We start from the raw sequence: 18148 nt of genomic DNA on the forward strand, positions 1-18148 counted from the left end.
TCCTGCTCCTTGTCTGTAGATAAAGACTATAAACTAGTTCATATCATTTCATTGCAGTTCAAATGAACATGAAAACCACTCTAACTGTTAAAACTAAATAAAGGCATCTTTACAGAATGACCGAGTCGATTGTTCACCAACGTCATTTGCAAGATGCCTTCTTTATTTTCAAGTAGCGTTCACTCGAAAATAATCGCTACTTGGCGCTATGCATTCTTATATTATCTTCCCGCACTATTTACGAAAGAAGTTCGGCAAGTACTCTCGGTTCGCTTCCAACATCTCATCCAACAGCTTCTTCGCTACTTCAATCGAAGGAACGAGCGGATGATGAACAAGTGCTTGTAATGCAATGCCGCGATCCCCCGTAATCGCAGCTTCAATCGTCAGCTGCTCATACACCTTCACCGCATGCATCAAGCCTTTTACATGCTCAGGCACATTGCGTGGAGGAAGAGCGATTGGCCCTTGTGCCGTAACGACACAGTTCACCTCGATACTAGCATCAGCTGGCAGGAAGTCATAGATGTTACCGTTCGCAACGTTCAACGTCTGAATATCTTTGCGATCGTTGTAGATCGAGGTCATTAGATTTACCGCTGCTTCGGAGTAATAAGCGCCACCGCGCTGTTCCAACTGCTTTGGCTTCTCACGCAAGCTCGGATCTTTGTACAACTCGAACAACTCTTCTTCTACGCGGCTTACGACGTCGGCACGAGTACCGTTCTTCTCCATCGCTTCCTTCATCTCGTTGAACATATAATCCGTCATATAGAAATATTTCAGATAATAGGTCGGAATGCCACCAAGCGACTTCAAGAAGTCGGCATCCCAGCCTACAGTTGGCACGTTCTTCGCCGTGTATGCCATACCGCCGGACAAGATTTCAGGCAGCTTCTCTTCGCCTTTAACTTGGCAAGAAGTAACCCAATGAAGGTGATTGATGCCCACGAACTCTGGCAATACGTCTTTCTCGGACACTTCATATTGCGCAGCTAGGAACTTTTGCACATTGATTGGAGAGTTGCAAAGACCAATCGAGCGAACACGGCTGTACTTTGCCACCGCCTCTGTTACGATACCTGCAGGATTTGTAAAGTTCAGCATCCACGCATTTGGCGCAAGCTCTTCAATATCGCGGCAAATATCCAAAATGATAGGAACGGTACGAAGCGCTTTGAACATCCCACCTGGACCTGTCGTCTCTTGACCGATTACGCCGTGTGTGATCGGAATATGCTCGTCTCTCTTGCGAGCTTCAAGCAATCCGACGCGCATTTGCGTAGATACGAAGTCAGCGCCTTCAATAGCTTGACGACGATCAAGCGTAAGATGAACCTCAATCGGAAGTCCGGATTCCTCCACCATGCGTTTGGCCAAGTTTCCTACGATATCTAGCTTGTGCTTGCCTTGCTCAATATCTACAAGCCATAATTCACGAATCGGCATTTGATCGTAATTGCGAATAAACCCTTCTACGATCTCCGGTGTATAAGATGAACCTCCACCAATAACTGCAATCTTCAACCCAGAACGTTGTGTCATCCAGCTCTCCTCCTCATTATGTACACTAGGATATCAATTCAAATGTTAACGACTTCATACGAGTTTCTAATTCTTCGTTTAACGTTATTCCATCGCATTCCATGGCACTCATAACAGCCCCTGCTACTGGATCTGCCGTCAATCTAACACAGTTTGCATTCGGTGCATGTTGAGCTACAACTCGCTCAATCGCATCTGTCAAATACGCGCCGCTTCCTTTATTTAATACACTGCCAATATATACGATATCGAATTTATCTTCTGTCATATTCAACCGGCGAATTAGCGTGGCAACAGCATTACCCAGCTCCTCACCTTCTGTTGTCAAAATATCAATGGCCACTTGATCACCCGCTTGTGCTGCCTCAAACAAAGTCTTCGCCAAGTCAAGTGGTATGGAGCGCTTCTTATCTAGAACTTCATTAAACAATTGCTCCGCACTGCTCATATTCATATGTCGGAGCACAATATCTGTAAGCGCTGTCTTAGGACCACGTCCATCCCACGCACGCATTACTGAACGGAATGCTAGCATAGCCAAGCTTGATCCCGCTCCATATCCATCCCCGAACTTGTAGCCAAATCCACCATATTGCAGTTCATCTCCTGCACGATTACGAGCAGCGCTGTTGAATCCCGTTCCACAAATGATGACTGCGCCATGCGCTTGATTCGTACCTGCACGCATACCAATCATCGTATCGCATGTAATAGAATGTCGTGGGAAGCCCAGACCCGCTATCATCGGACGCAAAATTTCATAATCCGCTTCACGATCCGCTCCAGCCAGACCAAAGTAGGCGTAATTTACTTGTTCACGCGTAACTCCCGCTTCCTGCAAAGCACCTTCACATGCTTGACGAATATTACTTTCTGCCACTTGGCGGTTGACCTGATGATTACCGTTGCCTGCATGCCCCTTGCCGAGCACTTGGCCGTTATGATCGGTGATGACGGCATGTGTCTTGCTTCCGCCTGCGTCTACACCCAAGTAAATGCCCATCGTTCTCTCTCCTGTCACACCTAGAGTTAGTAATGATTCGCTCCATATCTATCCTAACGATACACCTTTACAAACTGCCAAACTACTACTATACCGTTAATGATTGATACTATCTTACTGTCTCTATAAAAGTAGGAACGCCTTCATAATGCTGTCTCACATCACTCGGCGAGGTTCCAATATGCTGCTTGAACAATCGATTGAAGTTGGACAAGTTACGAAACCCGCATCGTTCAGCAATATCAATAACTTTTAGCTCCGATGATTCTAGCAAGTGAACCGCTTGCGTCAATCTAAGCTGAATCAAATAATCCATGGGTGACGTACCTACAGTTTGTTGGAATAAAGCACTAAAGCGTGATGGGCTTAGATGAACGAGATCCGCCAGTTCACCTAGCGTCCAAGGGTAAGCCATATTTATTTCCATCGTATGAATAATTTCTTTTATTGCATTCATACCTCTGTGCTTCACCGGCGCAAGCGGAACTTCAGATAGTGCTAAATGACGATTGGCAAGTGCGAGAAACTGCAGTAAATACGCGCGGGCGAGGGTCAACGCGGAAGGTCGTTCATGCTTCATTTCATCCATTATCGCTCTAAAAAGATGAATTAAATCTGCGGACACCCGCTGCTCACCCCCAACAAGCGGAGAGAACGAAACTCCCATTTCACGGAACGGACGCAAGATGTCTGGGTCATATTTAAGGTCAACTGCTAATAAAGAAGGTTCAAATAAAATAACGTCCATCACGAGCTGTTCCTGTTCGAATGCACGATGAACATCATTTCCATTTATTATAATCAAATCGCCTTGCTTAAAAGGCACCTTGATACCATTAATCAAGTAATAGCCGAAACCATGACGAATATAATTCATCTCCATGGCGACATGCCAATGAAGCCGCTGGAATCCAGGGCTTACTCCTTCTGTCGTCGTTGCCATTAGCGGGAATGAAGGGTTATCGAATTGGATTTTATCTCGTTCTATCATATGGGGTCTTACCATCCAACAGCCGCTCCTTTCAAGCATATCCTATGTCACGATTTCGATATAAATACGACTTATCCTTTTTTATAAGCCAACTTTCTTTCACCATAAACAAAAGTAATACCATGTAACAGATGATAACGAAACTATTTATACCGCAAATCCAGATGGGAATCAATCCATATCTCGAGTCGTTTATATTAATTCTTACTAAAAAGTGCATCCAACTAGGCAAATTGTAATTATGAAAATAGAGTTTTTCTGTATACTGTGCATAAGCTATCTCCTGTCGAAAACTCCAAAAAAAAGACAGCCTCTCAGCCGCCCCTCCCTTGTTAATGAATTACTTCATACTAACGCTATATTTCAAATTATTTGATCGACATCACTTGACCGCTAGTCGCTCTGCATATGAAAATGCACTATCTATCACACTCAAAGTTCATGCAGCATCTGCATAAAATCATCTTCAGATATAACGTTGAAACCATGCTTCTTCAGCAAAGCAGCGGTAATTCCATTCCCCGCTATTTTCTCACCTACAAACTTACCATTATAAATGTGCGAACTGCCACAGGACGGACTGTTTTCCTTTAATACAACAAGCGTAGCTTGAAGTTGTTGAGCCAACTCAAGCGTTCGCACAGCCCCTTCCATATAAGCAGCAGTCACATCTACACCCGAGCGATCCTTTATGATGGCCGCCCCGTTCAAAACATCGTAGCCATCACCCTCAATGATCTCAGCTGGCTCTCGTGGCGTTGGTAGTCCCCCCATAAGCTCGGGACATACTGTTATCGCTTGTTTATTATCGACCAGCTGCTTTAACTTATCATGCAGACAATGAGTACCATTATATCTGACTTCCAAACCAGCAAGACAAGAACTCACCATAATCATATTGGATACCTCTCTCACCTATTCGATATGCCGTGTTGTTATTCCAAGACGATATGGGTCCTCATCATCGTATAGACCAGCTGCGGCATGACATTGTCTACATATTAGACGATCTGCGTTTAAATCCTTCCAGAAACAGTGAGATTACGTTCATCGTTTCTTCCAGAGATTGTTTCGAATCCGATTGCTGTGCATTCCAAAGTGAAATTTCATTTAATGCTCCTGAAAGAAAATGTGTAATCGCATCAATCGAAACAGGATGAAGACAGCCTTGCTCCTTCATCAATTGAAGCTGCTCGCGCAGCAGACGCATCGAATGCTTCTCATCGAGCATACGCCACTCTTCCCACCCTAACACAGATGGGCCATCTATAAGCATAATTTGTTTGCGTCGAGGCTCTACTGCAGCAATAACAAATGCACGACATCCAAAATGAAGTTGTTCCCACATATCTTCACTCCTAGAAGCTGCTTGCTCTAAAAACTCGGCAACTTCCTGCTGAACCGATTCTAGTACAACGCGGAACAATCCTTTTTTATTTCCAAAATGATGGTAGAGTGCCCCGCGTGTTAACTGTGCATCCTGTACGATCGATTCCAATGATGTATCCGCGTATCCATGCTCCGTAAAATGGGCTCTGCCCACTTCAATCAACTGACGGATCGTTTCATCTGTATCTGCCTTATTCCTCTTCATTTCCTGTATAGCTCCGTTCGTACGATATTTCTATATCCGTATCCATTACCTCTATATTTTTTCTAACTTCACTTATTTTCTTTTTCCTCATCCCATACTGTTTCATTGTACTGACTTAAAAACTGTTCTGAAGGCGGAATGATGGTAATGATATCGATCAATACCCCATTAGGATCTGCCGTGATGAAATGTCGCTGACCAAATGCTTCATCTTTTATTTCTGAATGAAGGGGCAGCTTCGCTGTCTGAATTAATCGTTCATACTCTGCATCAACATCGTCTACTTCAAAGTTAAGAATTAAACCTTGCACTTTGTGTTGAAAGGCAGCGGGTATCGTAGCATGAGTAGGATCCATAATAGCCAGCTCGTACGAAATATCGCCGTTAGACAATCGCAGACTTACATACCAGTCGGATTCGAAAACAGCCTCGAAGCCAAAGTACTCCTTGTAAAATGCAGAGCTTGCAGCAACTTGTTCTGACAAAACGACAGGATAAAAGCTGGATATTTTCATATGATCATTCTCCTCCAACATTTGGGATGAACTCAATTTAACATACATTCTGTATGTATGTAAACTATGTATGTTTATGAATAGGTTTAGCGCATTCTACACATAGATAGGGAGATATGGATTTCATTTTGTTCATTTATAACGAACTTATATTTATATTTGACAACATAAAATTCACGAGTTATAGTTATCTTATTACTAAAAGTAAGTCAATTATTTTCACTTTTCATCTGTATGATTCCCTATCAAATAGTCCAATTTGTATAAAATCAAATCAACGATGAGCTGCATTTTTTAAGCCTTTAAATTATCAAATTATAAATGCCACTCAACACGAATCGTAATAAACATACACAAGGAGGCAATTACAATGAATTTCCACCGCGAACCAAACACTTTTGTAGGCCAAGTCAACCTAAAGGTACAGAATTTAGAGCGTTCCCTTGCCTTCTATCAAGAAGTCATTGGGTTTCAAGTGCTGAAGCAATCTGCCACAAGTGCGGAATTGACTGCCGACGGCAAGACTACTTTAGTAAAAATAGAGCAACCCGAACAAGTCATTCCAAAGCAACCCAGAACAACTGGCCTCTATCACTTTGCTCTATTGCTGCCAGAACGTTCTGATCTAGCTAATATCGTACGTCACTTTGTCGAACTTGATGTCCAAATTGGAGCGGCCGATCATCTTGTAAGTGAAGCTCTATACTTATCTGATCCAGATGGTAATGGAATCGAAGTCTATACTGATCGTAATCCTGGAGTATGGGATTGGGATAATGGAATCGTGGCAATGACAACGGAGTCGCTGGATTTCCCAGAACTTATGACGAATGAAACGGGTAAATGGAGTGGCCTTCCAGCTGGAACGATTATGGGGCATATTCATCTTCATGTTGCAGATCTAGCTAAGGCAGAGCATTTTTATACGAAAGGTCTCGGTTTTGAAATTGTAAACCGCTTCGGCCCCCAGGCACTATTTATCTCGACAGGTAAATACCATCACCATATTGGATTGAACACATGGGCTGGAGTTGGCGCTCCTACACCGCCTGTGAACAGCCCAGGCTTGGAATCCTATGCAGTCGTGTTCCCGAATGATGCTGAAAGACAGCGCATTATTGCTCAATTGAAAGAGATTGGCGCAGCTGTCCAAGAAGTCAACGGTCGTTTTATAACGACGGATCCGTCAGGCAACCGAATTCAATTGCAAGTGTAATCTGTTGAAGATCTCATCGGCAAACGAATATCAAATGATCTTAACACCCTGCCTTCCCCTTTTGGCAGGGTGTATTTGCATACTCACAGCTAGCCATCCTCCCATTTTGAATTGAAATTTTGACATCAATAATCAATTTATAGTTATCTTTCGTGCAGCTTCATCTGAAATCCAAGTGCTTTTCACAATCCACGTAATGCTGGACGATAGAAGCTTTTTAGCCCTTGTCTTGACGAGAAGAAATTCATGAGTTAATATTTTGATTAATCGATCAGTTAATTATTTAAACGATTAATTATTTTTTTCTGTATGGAGGAATCATCATAATGACGAACAACAAACAAGAACACGCAATTGGAGTATCCGCATGGTTGCAAAAGGTAATTCCTTTTCTAAGTGCATTTCTTGGAGGGGCTGCACTCTGGTATACTTGGTATATGTACAACGATAATTGGTATGCGCTAGACTTTCCTTGGTACGGATGGATACGAGTTGCATGCATCGGTCTGCTCGGGATATTCTGTGTAACCGCATCATTGCTGTTACTACTAGGCAAACCGTCTGGTTGGAATGTGCTGAAGCTCGGATTGTCCATCATTCCATTTATGCTCTTGTCGGGGCTCATCATTGTCGGATTCCGCGGCATTCATTATTTGTTCAACAACAGCGGAGTATTCTTTGAGCGCCTATTCACGGATCCAAGTAATTTTGTGATTCCCATTATCGTCGTGGCTTTATTATTGCTCGGGAAATTAAATCAGACAAAATCCAAATAATTGCGACAATCGAGGCGATGTTAGATGAACCAGGATCATAAACCAGAAGGAAAGCAATCATTTATTGCAGCTGCGAGACGTGAGCAAATTATTGAGGCTGCTGTTCAAACCCTTGATGATATCGGGTACGTAAATGCCAGCCTAGCTAAAATAGCGAAACAAGCTGGCATTAGTACGGCGCTTATTTCCTACCACTTTTCGGATAAGAATGATCTGATGAATCATTTGCTCATCAAACTTGTAGAACGTTCTTCGTCCTACATTCTTGAGAGAGTCAATCAGGGACGTACGCCTGAAGAGAAGCTGGAAGCTTATATTGCTGCTAGCTTAGCTTATCAGGTTACGCATCCTGCTCATCAAACTGCGCTAATCGAGATTATTTTCAATGCGCGAACGCCTGAACAAGTTCCGTATTATAAATTGGGCGCGGAGGAAGACGAGGAAGATGCGTTGATGAGTACATTGCACAGTATTTTGCGAGAAGGCCAACAGCAAGGGGTATTTGGAAACTTTCACGTAACCGTGATGGCAAATGTAATTCAAGGCTCGATTGGTGAGTACATGCTAAATACTTCAACAAAAGATGTAGATTTGGAGACCTATAGCAGCGAACTTATCAGCATTATTCAACAAGCCACGAAGAAACAGTAACAAATAAGTAGGCTTTCTTAGTTATCAAGTAAATAAGCACGACAACAAAAAGAGACAGCGACGGTGATCCATTTACCGCTGCTGTCTCTCTTTATTGTGAACCTAATGAACGATACCGATTTTTTCGTCCATAGCAAGTAATCCTTCTGATTCAGGGAAAGACGGAATACGTTCCCTCATCCAATCAAGCCTCTGCAGGAACTGCTTTGTACGTTCCTGAGTCGGAGCATCAAATAACTGATCTGGCGAGCCTTCTTCGATAACGACCCCTTGATCAAGGAAGATAACATGATCAGCAATAATACGAGCAAATTGCATTTCATGGGTAACAATGACCATGGTCATCCCTTCCTGCTTGAGATCATCCATCACATTGAGCACTTCTCCCACAATTTCAGGATCAAGCGCAGAAGTAGGTTCATCAAATAGCAATACATCCGGCTCTAATGCCAATGCTCTCGCAATACCGACGCGCTGCTGTTGACCTCCTGATAACTGGAACGGAAACGAATCTGCCTTATCGGCCAATCCTACTTTCTTCAACAGCCGGAGAGCCGCTGTCCGAGCTTCAGCCTTCGCTTGGCGCCGGACAGTAACGAGCCCTTCCATTACATTTTGCACCGCAGTCATATGCGGAAATAAATGATGTGCTTGAAACACCATCCCTGTATGCAGTCGTATTTTCATTAGATCTGCCTGCTTGATCGAATCGCCTTCCTTAAGCTGAAGCGAATCATCTGCTATACGCAAATAACCGCTCGTCGGCTGCTCAAGCAAATTCAAGCAGCGCAGCAAAGTTGACTTTCCCGATCCAGAAGGTCCGATAATAACGACGGTTTCTCCCTTATTTACGTGCAGATTAATATGTTTTAATATGGGGACATTTCCGAAACTCTTGTTTACGTTTTTTAACTCAATCATAACGATGCCCCCTTAACGAACGGTATAGCGTTCAAAGTATTTTTCCACTCTTGCTTGCAGTGCAGACAAGATCGTACTGAAGAACAAGTAAATTAAGGCCACTTCACAATAAATAAGCATGTGTTCGTAGGTTACAGCCGCAATTTGTTGGGCACGCTGGAACATTTCCGTTACCGTAATCGTCGCAGCTAAGGAAGTATCTTTTACTAAACTAATAAAGGAGTTCGATAACGGTGGCACCGATACCCGGGCTGCCTGTGGCAAGATAATACGGCGTAAAATTTGGCTGCGTGTCATACCAAGAGATTCTGCCGCTTCCCACTGTCCTTTTGGAATAGACTGAATAGCAGCTCGCATCACTTCTGCATTGTATGCACCAACACTAAGTGAGAATCCAATAATGGCAGCTGAAAACGCGCCAATTGTAATGCCTAAGCTAGGAAGTCCATAGAAAATAATAAACAACTGAACGAGCAATGGTGTTCCACGTATAATCCATACATAGAACCTCGCCAGCCATACTAACGGCTTAATGGATGACAAGCGAGCAAGTGCAGTTAATAACGCTAACACGAGACCAATTGCAAAAGAGATCAGAGTAAGCGGAACTGCGAACAGCAATCCCGCTTTCAATAACGGCCATAGTGAATCAAGGAATATATCCAAATATTTATCCACGAGCGATCACCCAATTATTTTGAAATGTCAGCATTAAAGTATTTCTGAGAAATAGCTAAATACGTGCCGTCGGCCTTCATATCTGCAAGTGCTTTGTTAATCGCATCAACAAGCTCTTGCTCACCTTTAGGAATCAATACACCGCTGCTGGAAGCATTCGGATGCTCGTCCACAACTTTTACTTTTGCATCGGGACGATGTTTTTTAAAGTCTAAGAAAGACAAACCATCATTAATCGTCACATCAATACGCTTGGAAACTAACAATTCGATCGCTTGGTTGAAGCCATCTGTTTGTACAATTTCCGCGCCGTTTGCCTTAGCGATCTCGGTTAAGTTGGACGTCAAGGATTGACCAGCCTTCTTGCCTTTTAAATCCTCAAATGATTTCACATCAGCTGTTTCTTCGTGTACAATAAGCACAGCTTTCGATACACTATACGGGTCAGAGAAATCATACTTCTTCTTGCGATCATCGTTAATGGACACTTGGTTTACGACAATGTCAAACCGCTTGCTGTCCAAGCCTGCGAACATGCCATCCCATTTTGCCTCGTGAAATTCTGGAGTGACACCTAAGCGCTTTGCTATCTCTTCAGCAAGCTCTACGTCAAAGCCTGTCAGCTTGCTAGTAGCATCATGAAACGTAAACGGAGGATACGTCCCTTCTGTACCGATACGAATCTTGCCATTTGCCTTAATTTGCGCCAGCGAATGGTTCGCTTCTGGTGTACCTTGGCCAGCTTCCGACTTGGCGCTATCACCCTGACTGCCGCATGCCGCCAGTACCATTGTGACAAGTGTAATAAGCAAGATGGTTAGCGTCTTTTTCTTCATATCGTACAGCCCCCTAAAAAAATGTAATATCACCATTTGTAAGCCATAATTCGCTACTCGTTGACTCCTTGCTTTCGATGATTGTTCCGATAATATCATGCATTTCGATTCTGTACAATATATTTTTCTTATAATTCCGATGAATTAACTAAGTTTTATTATTTTCATCTGAAACCCTACCATTTTATATAGATATCATCTTCTAAGAAGCCTAGTTTATTCCTTATTTTCAATATTGATGGCATAGCCATTTGATGATTCACTTGGAGGCTTTTCTAAATACTGCCTTCAGTAAGAAATACAATATCCTTCGTTTCTTTCGTGTTCGCGAACCATCTTAGCACTTGATTGTGATGATCAATAATTTGTTGTGCCGTGAGTTCTGAAGATCCCCATGTACTATGAGCATCTGTTACTAACGTAGACTTATATCCTAAACTGAACGCTCTTCTACAGGTTGTATCTACGCATACATCACTCTGAATGCCAATGAGCAAAAGATGCTCGATATTTCGTTTCTGGAGTTGTTGATGTAAATCGGTCTGATGAAAGGAATCTGGAGTTGTCTTCTCTATAACGATGTCTGCTTCAGTAGGGGCAATTGGAGGGTGTATCATCCAAGCTGGGGAGCCTTTTTCAAATTCACGACCAGTTGGCTCCGTATGTTGAATGTAGTAGATTGGTATGTGCTGACTTCGTGCATAGGCAATTAGCTGTTGGATGTTAGCTAGTAACTGTGTTCCATTGTATACAGGATTCTCTTCTGCAAACATCCCTTGTTGGACATCAATGATGAGTAGAGCTGTGTTGTTCATAATCATCCTCCTTCTAAAATTTTCTAATCGCACATTTCCTACATTGTAGAACGCTCATTTGTTTTGATCAATTAGGCTCAGGGATTTCGGCCATCCTCCAACTCAGATTCATTTAAGATCGAAATAAAGCGCAGTGCAAGTTCACCATTTCCGTAACTAGAACCATTTACAGAGTGTTCCGTAAAAGTCTTCTTGCCTTGGCGATCATAAGTATTCCAACCGATGCGCAATTGAGAAGAAGCAGACATCCAACCAAATAAATCCGACGATTGCCCGCTTCCGCTAATTTGGACCTCCTCTTCCATCATACGTATCCAATCGTCTGGCAATGGAATGGCGTCATATCGCCGTTCTTCTTGTATAGGTATGGAAAGTGACATCTGAACACGCGGCGTATATCGTTGCAAGCCTCCGGAAATTTGGTAATACCTTTCACGGATCAGATGATATTTCATTGTTCCTATCTCATCCCTCGGATCCACATGATAAACGATATATTGCTTAGAAAATTCTCCATCCAACTTCCAAATATAAGGCTCACCCTTTTCTAGAATTGCACCTACTTTCCACTGAGTCCTATCCCATGTCCAAAAGCTTTGCCCATAGCTGCCACCATTAGAAATGTAAGGAGCATACGCGTGTCGATCATCTAATGAAATCACATCTACAATCTCTCGAGCTTCAACGCCGAAGGAGTGTTCACGCAGCTTTTCAAGCATAGCTTGGCGACTAGGGAGAGAACTCGGATGCGATGGCAGCCATAGAAACCATATGCAGCTAAAAATGACTACCAACAATCCTGCCCCTAGAAATATCCACTGCTTCTTTCTATTGTGCATCGTTTACCTCCCTCTTAAGAAGCGACTCTCCGACCCGATAGTAAAACTGCTGTTCAGCCGTCGTAAGCAATAAGCCCTTACCATCATCTTCGATATAAACCGTGGAAGACAGACCACTTCCCCATCGAGCCTTTATACCAACGAGTAAATAGGGAAAACGCTCACGTTGGTAATAAGCTTCTGTACTTATAACCGATTGACGATGCCACTCGATGACCTGCATCTCTGCAGCAGTTAATTGTTCTAATTGCTCTTGAAGTCGTTTTTTATTGAGTTCAGCTGGTTGTGCAGATGGATGAATAGCAATGAGGTCAGCATCATCGAGGTAGGAAATGAAAGTTGCAGGATTAGATTTTGGGTACACTCCGTCATGAATAAAGCTTGTAAGGATAGTAATAAAAAGGAACAAATAGTTGGCACAGAATCCTAGCCATGCATACGGGCGGTATTTGTCTTTCGATCTTTGTGGCATAACTACGAGTAGAAACCATACGCCAAGCGGAAGTATGGCGAGCTTGATCGATTCTTGGTTAAGCGTAAAGTTCACTGAGAAAGAGAATATTCCAATATAGATGACGGGAGCTATGATCCATAATCTCACTGATCTATCTTGCTTTTTGCGATACATATATATGGCGATGATTAACACGATTATCCAGCTTAAAGCAAAACCAACAAATTGAACAATATTAGGTTGACTGAATGCGCTCGTCTCAACTCCCATGATCTCACCTCTTCACGAATCTAACTCACACATCATCGGACAGTTCTTACTACCCACTTTGCTCAGAACAGAAAGTTAACTTATAATTATTAGCCCTCATTATATGCACCATAAATTAGGAAGATGGTAATCAGTCAATCTTTCTTATTCCACATTGCGTCCGCATATTCCTTGCTGCATAAATAAACGAGCCCAACTAGGCCAACCCAACGTTACCACCAAAATAAAAAAAAACCCGCTGCATAGTACACATGTAACATCGTGTCCACACTACGGGTTCTTCTTTGTTAACTTGCATTAGGTGACTATTATCTATCTCTAATCATTTAGGTTACTTCTTCATTTACATGCTGACTTGCGCTATTACTTTCCTTCTACTGCCTTAGGCTCTGGAGCCATCTTCTTCGCAAGGAAAATAGCTACAAATACAGCTGTAATTCCACCAACCAGCTTACCGACGATCATCGGGAAGATCATTTCTTTGGCTACCCCAGCTGTGAAGCCAAGGTGATCACCGAACACGAATGCTGCGGATACTGCGAAAGCAACGTTGATGACTTTACCACGAGCATCCATGTCTTTCATCATGCCGAACATTGGAATAACGTTAGCAAGTGTCGCAACCATACCAGCTGCCGCAACTTCGTTCATGCCAAGCAATTTACCCATTTTCATAAGTGGCTTGTTGAACAGCTTCGTAATAACAAACACCATCGCGAAAGCACCTGCCAAGACGATAGCAATGTGACCAACAATTTCGATTCCTTCACTAATTGGAGCCATACCAGGAATAATCGTAACATCTGTAAGCTGATGAATAATACCTACTGCAAGACCTAGTGTAGCTACAATTACGATAAATTGACCAAAGATAGTGAAGCCTTTAATCATCCCTTGCGGGAACTTCCACAAGCCAAGTGCGATAAGTACTGCGAAAATAATAATTGGTACTAGGTTGGATAAAATCATGCCAATCGAGAAGCCTGCAACCAATCCACCAACCAAGCATCCAAGTGGAATGGTAATAATACCAGCCAATACACCCGTTGCAAGGAACTTGTGGTCATCTTTCTTAATGATACCTAGTGCAACCGGAATAATGAATACGATTGTCGGTCCTAACATCGCGCCTAAAATCGTACCTGCGAACAATCCTGCTTCAGGTGTGTTCGCCAATTCCATCGCAAGTGAATATCCACCCATATCATTCGCTAACAATGTAGTCGCGAACATAGCAGGGTCAGCACCAAGTGCGCTGTAAATCGGAACGACGATTGGGCTTAATACTTTTGCCAAGACCGGAGATAGAGAGATGATCCCTACCATTGCAAGGGTCAAGGAACCCATCGCCATAATCCCTTCATCGAATTGATGTCCCAATCCGAACTTGTTTCCGATGGCTTTATCAAGCGCACCGAGAACCATAAATAGTACCATGGCGTAAATAATAATTTCGTTGATTTCCACGAAGGTGATCCCCCATTCTTATGATGAGCGTTCGATCGTTTATAATGACCTCTTACCGGAACTGCTGCTTAATTTCCTCGCTTGGAGAGCGCAGCACTGACGTGTGGATGATCCGTTTCTGATCCATAGCGGAAATAAAGACGTTCATTCCTTCCTCTACGTCGCTGACACTTCCCGTAAATGCGGCGAGGAATTTGCCGCCAATCGCCATGCCTAGGTTCATTTTTTTCACATAAATATCGCACTGCTTCAAAGCTTCATTTAGAGCAAAAATACCGGAAGACACGGTGGACGTTTCTACGATACCAATCGCGTCTACAGAAATAGAGGACTTTCGTCCCTTCAATCCTTCGATGATGTCAGAATGGATACCATGAAGCACAAAATCGCTTATGCGATACTCGCCTGCTTCTAATTTGGCTGTTTCCATTGCAATTTCTACATCTGCCGTATTACCACTCATAATGATTAGAAACTTACCTGGGCATATCGGCTTGAGATGATGAACCGTCACAGGTGAAGTTTTCAGCATCTGATCTGCTGTCTCATAGCCCTTGCTAATGCTACGCAGCTCAACGACGCCTACTGCACTAGTCATGGGATACCTCGATTGAATCGACGATTCCTACGATCACTGCGTCCACAGGAACATCCGAATTCGACATCGACGCTCGGGCAGCACTTCCTGTTGTCACAAGCACCGTATCGCCGATACCTGCACCCGCGTTATCCGCAGCAACAATGCTGTCACGCGAAACCGCACCATCCTCATGTGTTATGGGTTTCACTACCAAAAAAGTTAACCCATTGAGCTTGTTGTCTTTACGAGTAGCCCACAGGCTGCCTACCACTTTTCCCACGATCATCGGGTTCACCTCACCTTGCCGTTATCTTCTGTGTACTTCCATCTGCTGCATGCGCAGATAGTCTTGCGCCAGCGGTGTAATAATGCTGTGCTTGCTAATGACGATCGCTTCGCGTTGATGCGCGTTACGGAACTTCTTCACTACTGCCTCTGTGATTACTTTCGAAGTTAACACTTCGGATGTCATCGCTTCAGATGTTGCTGTAGTGACGACTTTAGGCATTGCACATGATGCAGCCGCTTCCTTCGTATGCGCGCGCGTGAGTGAGCATCCCATCTGTGGCTCTGATGCTGGATGTTCATTTTGCAGGCATACCGACAGCAGCTCGGACGTCTTTGCCATTCGAATACCGTAATTGCTGAGCTGATGTGCAAATCCTTCATACAACTTGTACAAATGGACAGGTGCTGTTGCTTTATATTTGCGATAAAGCAATCCTTCTTCCAGCACGATAACTCGTCTGCCTTTGAGAAGCATCGTCAACACAAATCGTTCACGCGGCCCAGCACTAAGTCCATTCGCTAGGTTCGCAAGTAGTTGAAGACATATTTGAGGAATAATGAGCAAATCGCAATCTCGCATAGATGCCTCATAATAAGAAACTTCTACATGCGGATTCAGCATACTTTCTAGTTGTGGAAGCGATTCCATAGAAAGGAGCACCGCTCGTTTTTTATTCCCATTTGATTGGCCCTGTTTCACCTGCTCAAGTCTTCGCATAACTTCATCCGTTACCGCCTGAATGAGCGCGGCCTGTTGGTGAGCTTCTAGGTTCATTTTTTCACCCCCTATAACGATAGGTTGAAAGAAATATAGAATGCTATGCCTCAACCAAAAAGTAGAATCTAATCTTGTAAAACCGAAGTGGTCGCCTTTGTCGTCGAGCTCTCACCGTGAAAGAATACCTTCATTGAAAGAGCTCGACGACAACAGCGATCAGAAACAAGATCGGCTCCTCCCACTTTGGCAAGCACAGCTATTTCTTCAACACTTATTTTCCTTTTTTCAAGATGTTCCCTTTTGTACCTTTCACAAAGCCGCATGCATTCGCCTCGTCATAATCGATATGCATATACGTTTCAAAGTTAGGGCTAACACGGATAAGCACATCATCGAAAATAAGTGGACGCTTGCCCATTACTTTCACTTGTACGATCTCGCCATTCGTCACGTTGAATTTTGCTGCATCTTCTGCCTTCACGTGAATGTGACGCTGTGCTGCAATAAGACCTTGATCAAGCTTATATACATTGCTGCCAGCTGCAATAATAACACCAGGTGTTCCTTCAATCTTGCCGCTCTCTCTAACAGGTATAGATATACCTAGTACAACAGAATCCGTAAGTGAAATTTCCACTTGGGAATGCTTGCGCTCCGGCCCTAACACGATAACATTGTGCAAGCTGCCTTTCGGTCCGATGAGCGTAACACGCTCTTTGCATGCGTATTGTCCCGGCTGGGAAAGATCGCGTGCTTTCGTCAATTGATAGCCTTCACCGAACAATGCGTCGATTGCTTCACGATTCAAGTGCACGTGTTTGCCAGATGCCTCTACCTCGAAGGAAGCTTCATCCTGCACGCGTTTGATAACTTCATTTACAATGCTTTCAACTAGCTGATTATCCATCCTGCTCACCTCATCAGTTGTACGTTCTTAGTTGTACTGTCCTACGCGGATGCGGAACATAATAATCCAGAACAACGAAGAGAGTCGATTCAGTGATAGAATAATATCTTCACGATCGGCTTCGCCATGCTCCTTCTTAAAGGCTTGATAAGCCAGCAGTTCCGTCTCCCTCGTCATTGTGCGCAACGCATTTATGACAACAACCGCTTCGCCCATATCAAAGCTGGGTTGAAAATGTTCCAATCCAAAATGCTTCTTGGGAAAATGAGACTGCTCACGCAGTTCAATAGGAGTCATCCCAAGCAAATGAAATTCTTCAATCGGTTCACTTAATACTTCACATCGAACGATGCGTCTTACAAACTGCAATACTTCTTCCAAGTCCTCGACCAACTTGGCCATGTTCAGCTTGTGACAGCTGATCTGTGCTTCTAATAATTTCGTTTCTAGCGAATCTAGTTTGCCACGGAATACAATCCGAGGATGATCTTTAAACACAAGCATATTGCCATACAAATGAGTCATATGCTCCGGCTTCGTTTCTAGAAACCCGCCGTACAACGTGCGAAAACGCTTTTTCATTGCCGTCTGTGGCTCAGTATCCAAGTTTCTCGTAATTTGCAGCTTTACTTCCCGATTGGGAGCCGAAGACGCAGCAGACGTATTAGCTGACTCTGATGCTTCTGACATTGATGACGTCGTCCTCAATGACTCGGCTTCAGGAGCGGAAGCTAGTCCAGGTTGTATGAAGCGAAGCTCAATCTGGTGATCTGTTAAGAAGCTTTTTGCCGAAGGTGTCAGAATCGTTCCCTTCACTACTTCGTATACAGCAACCTCTTTCAAGTTCTGGTTGCGAAAGTGCTTGCGCAATTCGCTTTCCGTTATGACAGCCATGTTCTCACATCCTTTACATGCGGTCATTTGAGCCGCTGCCTTTAGAGAATATCGCTATAGGCAAGATGAGGGTGCAAGTATACACCGCACCCTCCAATCTAACCTTTAGGTATAAATCATCTACTCTATTTCATGAGCCGTGAACTTGAATAAACTAGCATAATGCGTAATGCCTAATGTGAGAGTCCCA

Annotated in this window: 21 protein-coding genes; 3 read left to right on the forward strand and 18 right to left on the reverse strand. The window is 43.5% G+C overall.

The features are described 5' to 3' along the window. Positions 1 to 234: 234 nt before the first annotated feature. The 6 genes from NQ117_RS07275 to NQ117_RS07300 all read right to left on the reverse strand — a co-directional run bounded on the left by NQ117_RS07275 (position 235) and on the right by NQ117_RS07300 (position 5648). On the reverse strand, positions 235 to 1545 hold the full coding sequence (locus NQ117_RS07275; protein ID WP_258277304.1) for a 6-phospho-beta-glucosidase: 1311 nt from the start codon (positions 1543 to 1545) through the stop codon (positions 235 to 237). 25 nt (positions 1546 to 1570) lie between these two features. Next, positions 1571 to 2548 carry an N-acetylglucosamine kinase gene (locus NQ117_RS07280; protein WP_258277305.1) on the reverse strand — a complete coding sequence of 326 codons (978 nt, stop codon included), beginning with the start codon at positions 2546 to 2548 and terminating at the stop codon, positions 1571 to 1573. A gap of 109 nt (positions 2549 to 2657) precedes the next feature. Next, on the reverse strand, positions 2658 to 3554 hold the full coding sequence (locus NQ117_RS07285; RefSeq protein WP_258277306.1) for an AraC family transcriptional regulator: 897 nt from the start codon (positions 3552 to 3554) through the stop codon (positions 2658 to 2660). Between the two features lie 417 nt (positions 3555 to 3971). Then, positions 3972 to 4436 carry a 2-thiouracil desulfurase family protein gene (locus NQ117_RS07290; protein WP_258277307.1) on the reverse strand — a complete coding sequence of 155 codons (465 nt, stop codon included), beginning with the start codon at positions 4434 to 4436 and terminating at the stop codon, positions 3972 to 3974. A gap of 97 nt (positions 4437 to 4533) precedes the next feature. Then, on the reverse strand, positions 4534 to 5133 hold the full coding sequence (locus NQ117_RS07295) for a TetR/AcrR family transcriptional regulator (protein WP_258277308.1): 600 nt from the start codon (positions 5131 to 5133) through the stop codon (positions 4534 to 4536). Between the two features lie 68 nt (positions 5134 to 5201). Beyond that, positions 5202 to 5648 (reverse strand): VOC family protein, encoded by a 447-nt coding sequence (locus NQ117_RS07300; protein WP_258277309.1) that lies wholly within the window; start codon positions 5646 to 5648, stop codon positions 5202 to 5204. Positions 5649 to 6018: 370 nt separating this feature from the next. Here NQ117_RS07300 and NQ117_RS07305 point away from each other — a divergent pair, with 370 nt between their 5' ends. From NQ117_RS07305 to NQ117_RS07315, 3 genes are all read left to right on the forward strand, one after another. Next, complete coding sequence (locus tag NQ117_RS07305; protein ID WP_258277310.1) at positions 6019 to 6864, forward strand: VOC family protein; 846 nt, start codon at positions 6019 to 6021, stop codon at positions 6862 to 6864. Between the two features lie 326 nt (positions 6865 to 7190). Next, entirely contained in the window at positions 7191 to 7640 is a 450-nt protein-coding gene (locus tag NQ117_RS07310; protein ID WP_258277311.1) for a hypothetical protein, read from the forward strand. A gap of 24 nt (positions 7641 to 7664) precedes the next feature. After that, the gene (locus NQ117_RS07315) at positions 7665 to 8291 is read left to right on the forward strand and encodes a TetR/AcrR family transcriptional regulator (RefSeq protein ID WP_258277312.1); all 627 of its coding nucleotides are present in this window, start codon (positions 7665 to 7667) and stop codon (positions 8289 to 8291) included. A gap of 102 nt (positions 8292 to 8393) precedes the next feature. Here the strand turns inward: NQ117_RS07315 and NQ117_RS07320 are convergent, their stop codons facing one another. The 12 genes from NQ117_RS07320 to NQ117_RS07375 all read right to left on the reverse strand — a co-directional run bounded on the left by NQ117_RS07320 (position 8394) and on the right by NQ117_RS07375 (position 17958). Beyond that, positions 8394 to 9212, reverse strand: a complete 819-nt coding sequence (locus NQ117_RS07320) for an amino acid ABC transporter ATP-binding protein (protein WP_258277313.1) — start codon at positions 9210 to 9212, stop codon at positions 8394 to 8396. A gap of 12 nt (positions 9213 to 9224) precedes the next feature. Continuing rightward, complete coding sequence (locus NQ117_RS07325; RefSeq protein ID WP_258277314.1) at positions 9225 to 9890, reverse strand: amino acid ABC transporter permease; 666 nt, start codon at positions 9888 to 9890, stop codon at positions 9225 to 9227. Positions 9891 to 9904: 14 nt separating this feature from the next. After that, positions 9905 to 10726: an amino acid ABC transporter substrate-binding protein gene (locus NQ117_RS07330; protein WP_258277315.1), complete on the reverse strand. Its 822-nt coding sequence runs from the start codon at positions 10724 to 10726 to the stop codon at positions 9905 to 9907. Positions 10727 to 11001: 275 nt separating this feature from the next. Continuing rightward, positions 11002 to 11547 (reverse strand): cysteine hydrolase family protein, encoded by a 546-nt coding sequence (locus NQ117_RS07335; RefSeq protein ID WP_258277316.1) that lies wholly within the window; start codon positions 11545 to 11547, stop codon positions 11002 to 11004. 71 nt (positions 11548 to 11618) lie between these two features. Then, positions 11619 to 12380 (reverse strand): hypothetical protein, encoded by a 762-nt coding sequence (locus tag NQ117_RS07340; RefSeq protein ID WP_258277317.1) that lies wholly within the window; start codon positions 12378 to 12380, stop codon positions 11619 to 11621. Further along, positions 12370 to 13104, reverse strand: a complete 735-nt coding sequence (locus NQ117_RS07345) for a hypothetical protein (protein ID WP_258277318.1) — start codon at positions 13102 to 13104, stop codon at positions 12370 to 12372. Before NQ117_RS07345 ends, NQ117_RS07340 begins: the two co-directional genes overlap by 11 nt. A 363-nt stretch (positions 13105 to 13467) precedes the next feature. Then, entirely contained in the window at positions 13468 to 14571 is a 1104-nt protein-coding gene (eutH, locus tag NQ117_RS07350; protein ID WP_258277319.1) for an ethanolamine utilization protein EutH, read from the reverse strand. A 52-nt stretch (positions 14572 to 14623) separates the two neighbouring features. Further along, positions 14624 to 15169, reverse strand: a complete 546-nt coding sequence (locus NQ117_RS07355) for a BMC domain-containing protein (RefSeq protein ID WP_258277320.1) — start codon at positions 15167 to 15169, stop codon at positions 14624 to 14626. After that, a complete protein-coding gene (locus NQ117_RS07360; protein WP_258277321.1) occupies positions 15162 to 15437 on the reverse strand; it encodes a EutN/CcmL family microcompartment protein in 276 nt (91 codons plus the stop codon). The genes NQ117_RS07355 and NQ117_RS07360 overlap by 8 nt, the downstream gene beginning before the upstream one ends. 21 nt (positions 15438 to 15458) lie before the next feature. Continuing rightward, positions 15459 to 16214, reverse strand: coding sequence for an ethanolamine utilization protein (locus tag NQ117_RS07365; protein WP_258277322.1), 756 nt, complete (start codon positions 16212 to 16214; stop codon positions 15459 to 15461). 214 nt (positions 16215 to 16428) lie between these two features. Beyond that, positions 16429 to 17064: an ethanolamine utilization phosphate acetyltransferase EutD gene (eutD, locus tag NQ117_RS07370; protein WP_258277323.1), complete on the reverse strand. Its 636-nt coding sequence runs from the start codon at positions 17062 to 17064 to the stop codon at positions 16429 to 16431. 27 nt (positions 17065 to 17091) lie between these two features. Then, positions 17092 to 17958 (reverse strand): cobalamin adenosyltransferase, encoded by an 867-nt coding sequence (locus tag NQ117_RS07375; protein WP_258277324.1) that lies wholly within the window; start codon positions 17956 to 17958, stop codon positions 17092 to 17094. Positions 17959 to 18148 lie beyond the last annotated feature (190 nt).

The sequence above is a fragment of the Paenibacillus sp. SC116 genome, from assembly GCF_024733555.1.
In the GTDB taxonomy this organism is placed as follows: domain Bacteria; phylum Bacillota; class Bacilli; order Paenibacillales; family Paenibacillaceae; genus Paenibacillus_B.

Excerpts from the sequence above, each read along its gene's own strand:
- NQ117_RS07275 (WP_258277304.1), bottom strand. The coding sequence starts at position 1,545 with ATGACACAACGTTCTGGGTTGAAGATTGCAGTTATTGGTGGAGGTTCA.
- NQ117_RS07280 (WP_258277305.1), bottom strand. The coding sequence starts at position 2,548 with ATGGGCATTTACTTGGGTGTAGACGCAGGCGGAAGCAAGACACATGCC.
- NQ117_RS07285 (WP_258277306.1), bottom strand. The coding sequence starts at position 3,554 with ATGGTAAGACCCCATATGATAGAACGAGATAAAATCCAATTCGATAAC.
- NQ117_RS07290 (WP_258277307.1), bottom strand. The coding sequence starts at position 4,436 with ATGATTATGGTGAGTTCTTGTCTTGCTGGTTTGGAAGTCAGATATAAT.
- NQ117_RS07295 (WP_258277308.1), bottom strand. The coding sequence starts at position 5,133 with ATGAAGAGGAATAAGGCAGATACAGATGAAACGATCCGTCAGTTGATT.
- NQ117_RS07300 (WP_258277309.1), bottom strand. The coding sequence starts at position 5,648 with ATGAAAATATCCAGCTTTTATCCTGTCGTTTTGTCAGAACAAGTTGCT.
- NQ117_RS07305 (WP_258277310.1), top strand. The coding sequence starts at position 6,019 with ATGAATTTCCACCGCGAACCAAACACTTTTGTAGGCCAAGTCAACCTA.
- NQ117_RS07310 (WP_258277311.1), top strand. The coding sequence starts at position 7,191 with ATGACGAACAACAAACAAGAACACGCAATTGGAGTATCCGCATGGTTG.
- NQ117_RS07315 (WP_258277312.1), top strand. The coding sequence starts at position 7,665 with ATGAACCAGGATCATAAACCAGAAGGAAAGCAATCATTTATTGCAGCT.
- NQ117_RS07320 (WP_258277313.1), bottom strand. The coding sequence starts at position 9,212 with ATGATTGAGTTAAAAAACGTAAACAAGAGTTTCGGAAATGTCCCCATA.
- NQ117_RS07330 (WP_258277315.1), bottom strand. The coding sequence starts at position 10,726 with ATGAAGAAAAAGACGCTAACCATCTTGCTTATTACACTTGTCACAATG.
- NQ117_RS07335 (WP_258277316.1), bottom strand. The coding sequence starts at position 11,547 with ATGATTATGAACAACACAGCTCTACTCATCATTGATGTCCAACAAGGG.
- NQ117_RS07340 (WP_258277317.1), bottom strand. The coding sequence starts at position 12,380 with ATGCACAATAGAAAGAAGCAGTGGATATTTCTAGGGGCAGGATTGTTG.
- NQ117_RS07345 (WP_258277318.1), bottom strand. The coding sequence starts at position 13,104 with ATGGGAGTTGAGACGAGCGCATTCAGTCAACCTAATATTGTTCAATTT.
- NQ117_RS07355 (WP_258277320.1), bottom strand. The coding sequence starts at position 15,169 with ATGACTAGTGCAGTAGGCGTCGTTGAGCTGCGTAGCATTAGCAAGGGC.
- NQ117_RS07360 (WP_258277321.1), bottom strand. The coding sequence starts at position 15,437 with ATGATCGTGGGAAAAGTGGTAGGCAGCCTGTGGGCTACTCGTAAAGAC.
- NQ117_RS07365 (WP_258277322.1), bottom strand. The coding sequence starts at position 16,214 with ATGAACCTAGAAGCTCACCAACAGGCCGCGCTCATTCAGGCGGTAACG.
- eutD (WP_258277323.1), bottom strand. The coding sequence starts at position 17,064 with ATGGATAATCAGCTAGTTGAAAGCATTGTAAATGAAGTTATCAAACGC.
- NQ117_RS07375 (WP_258277324.1), bottom strand. The coding sequence starts at position 17,958 with ATGGCTGTCATAACGGAAAGCGAATTGCGCAAGCACTTTCGCAACCAG.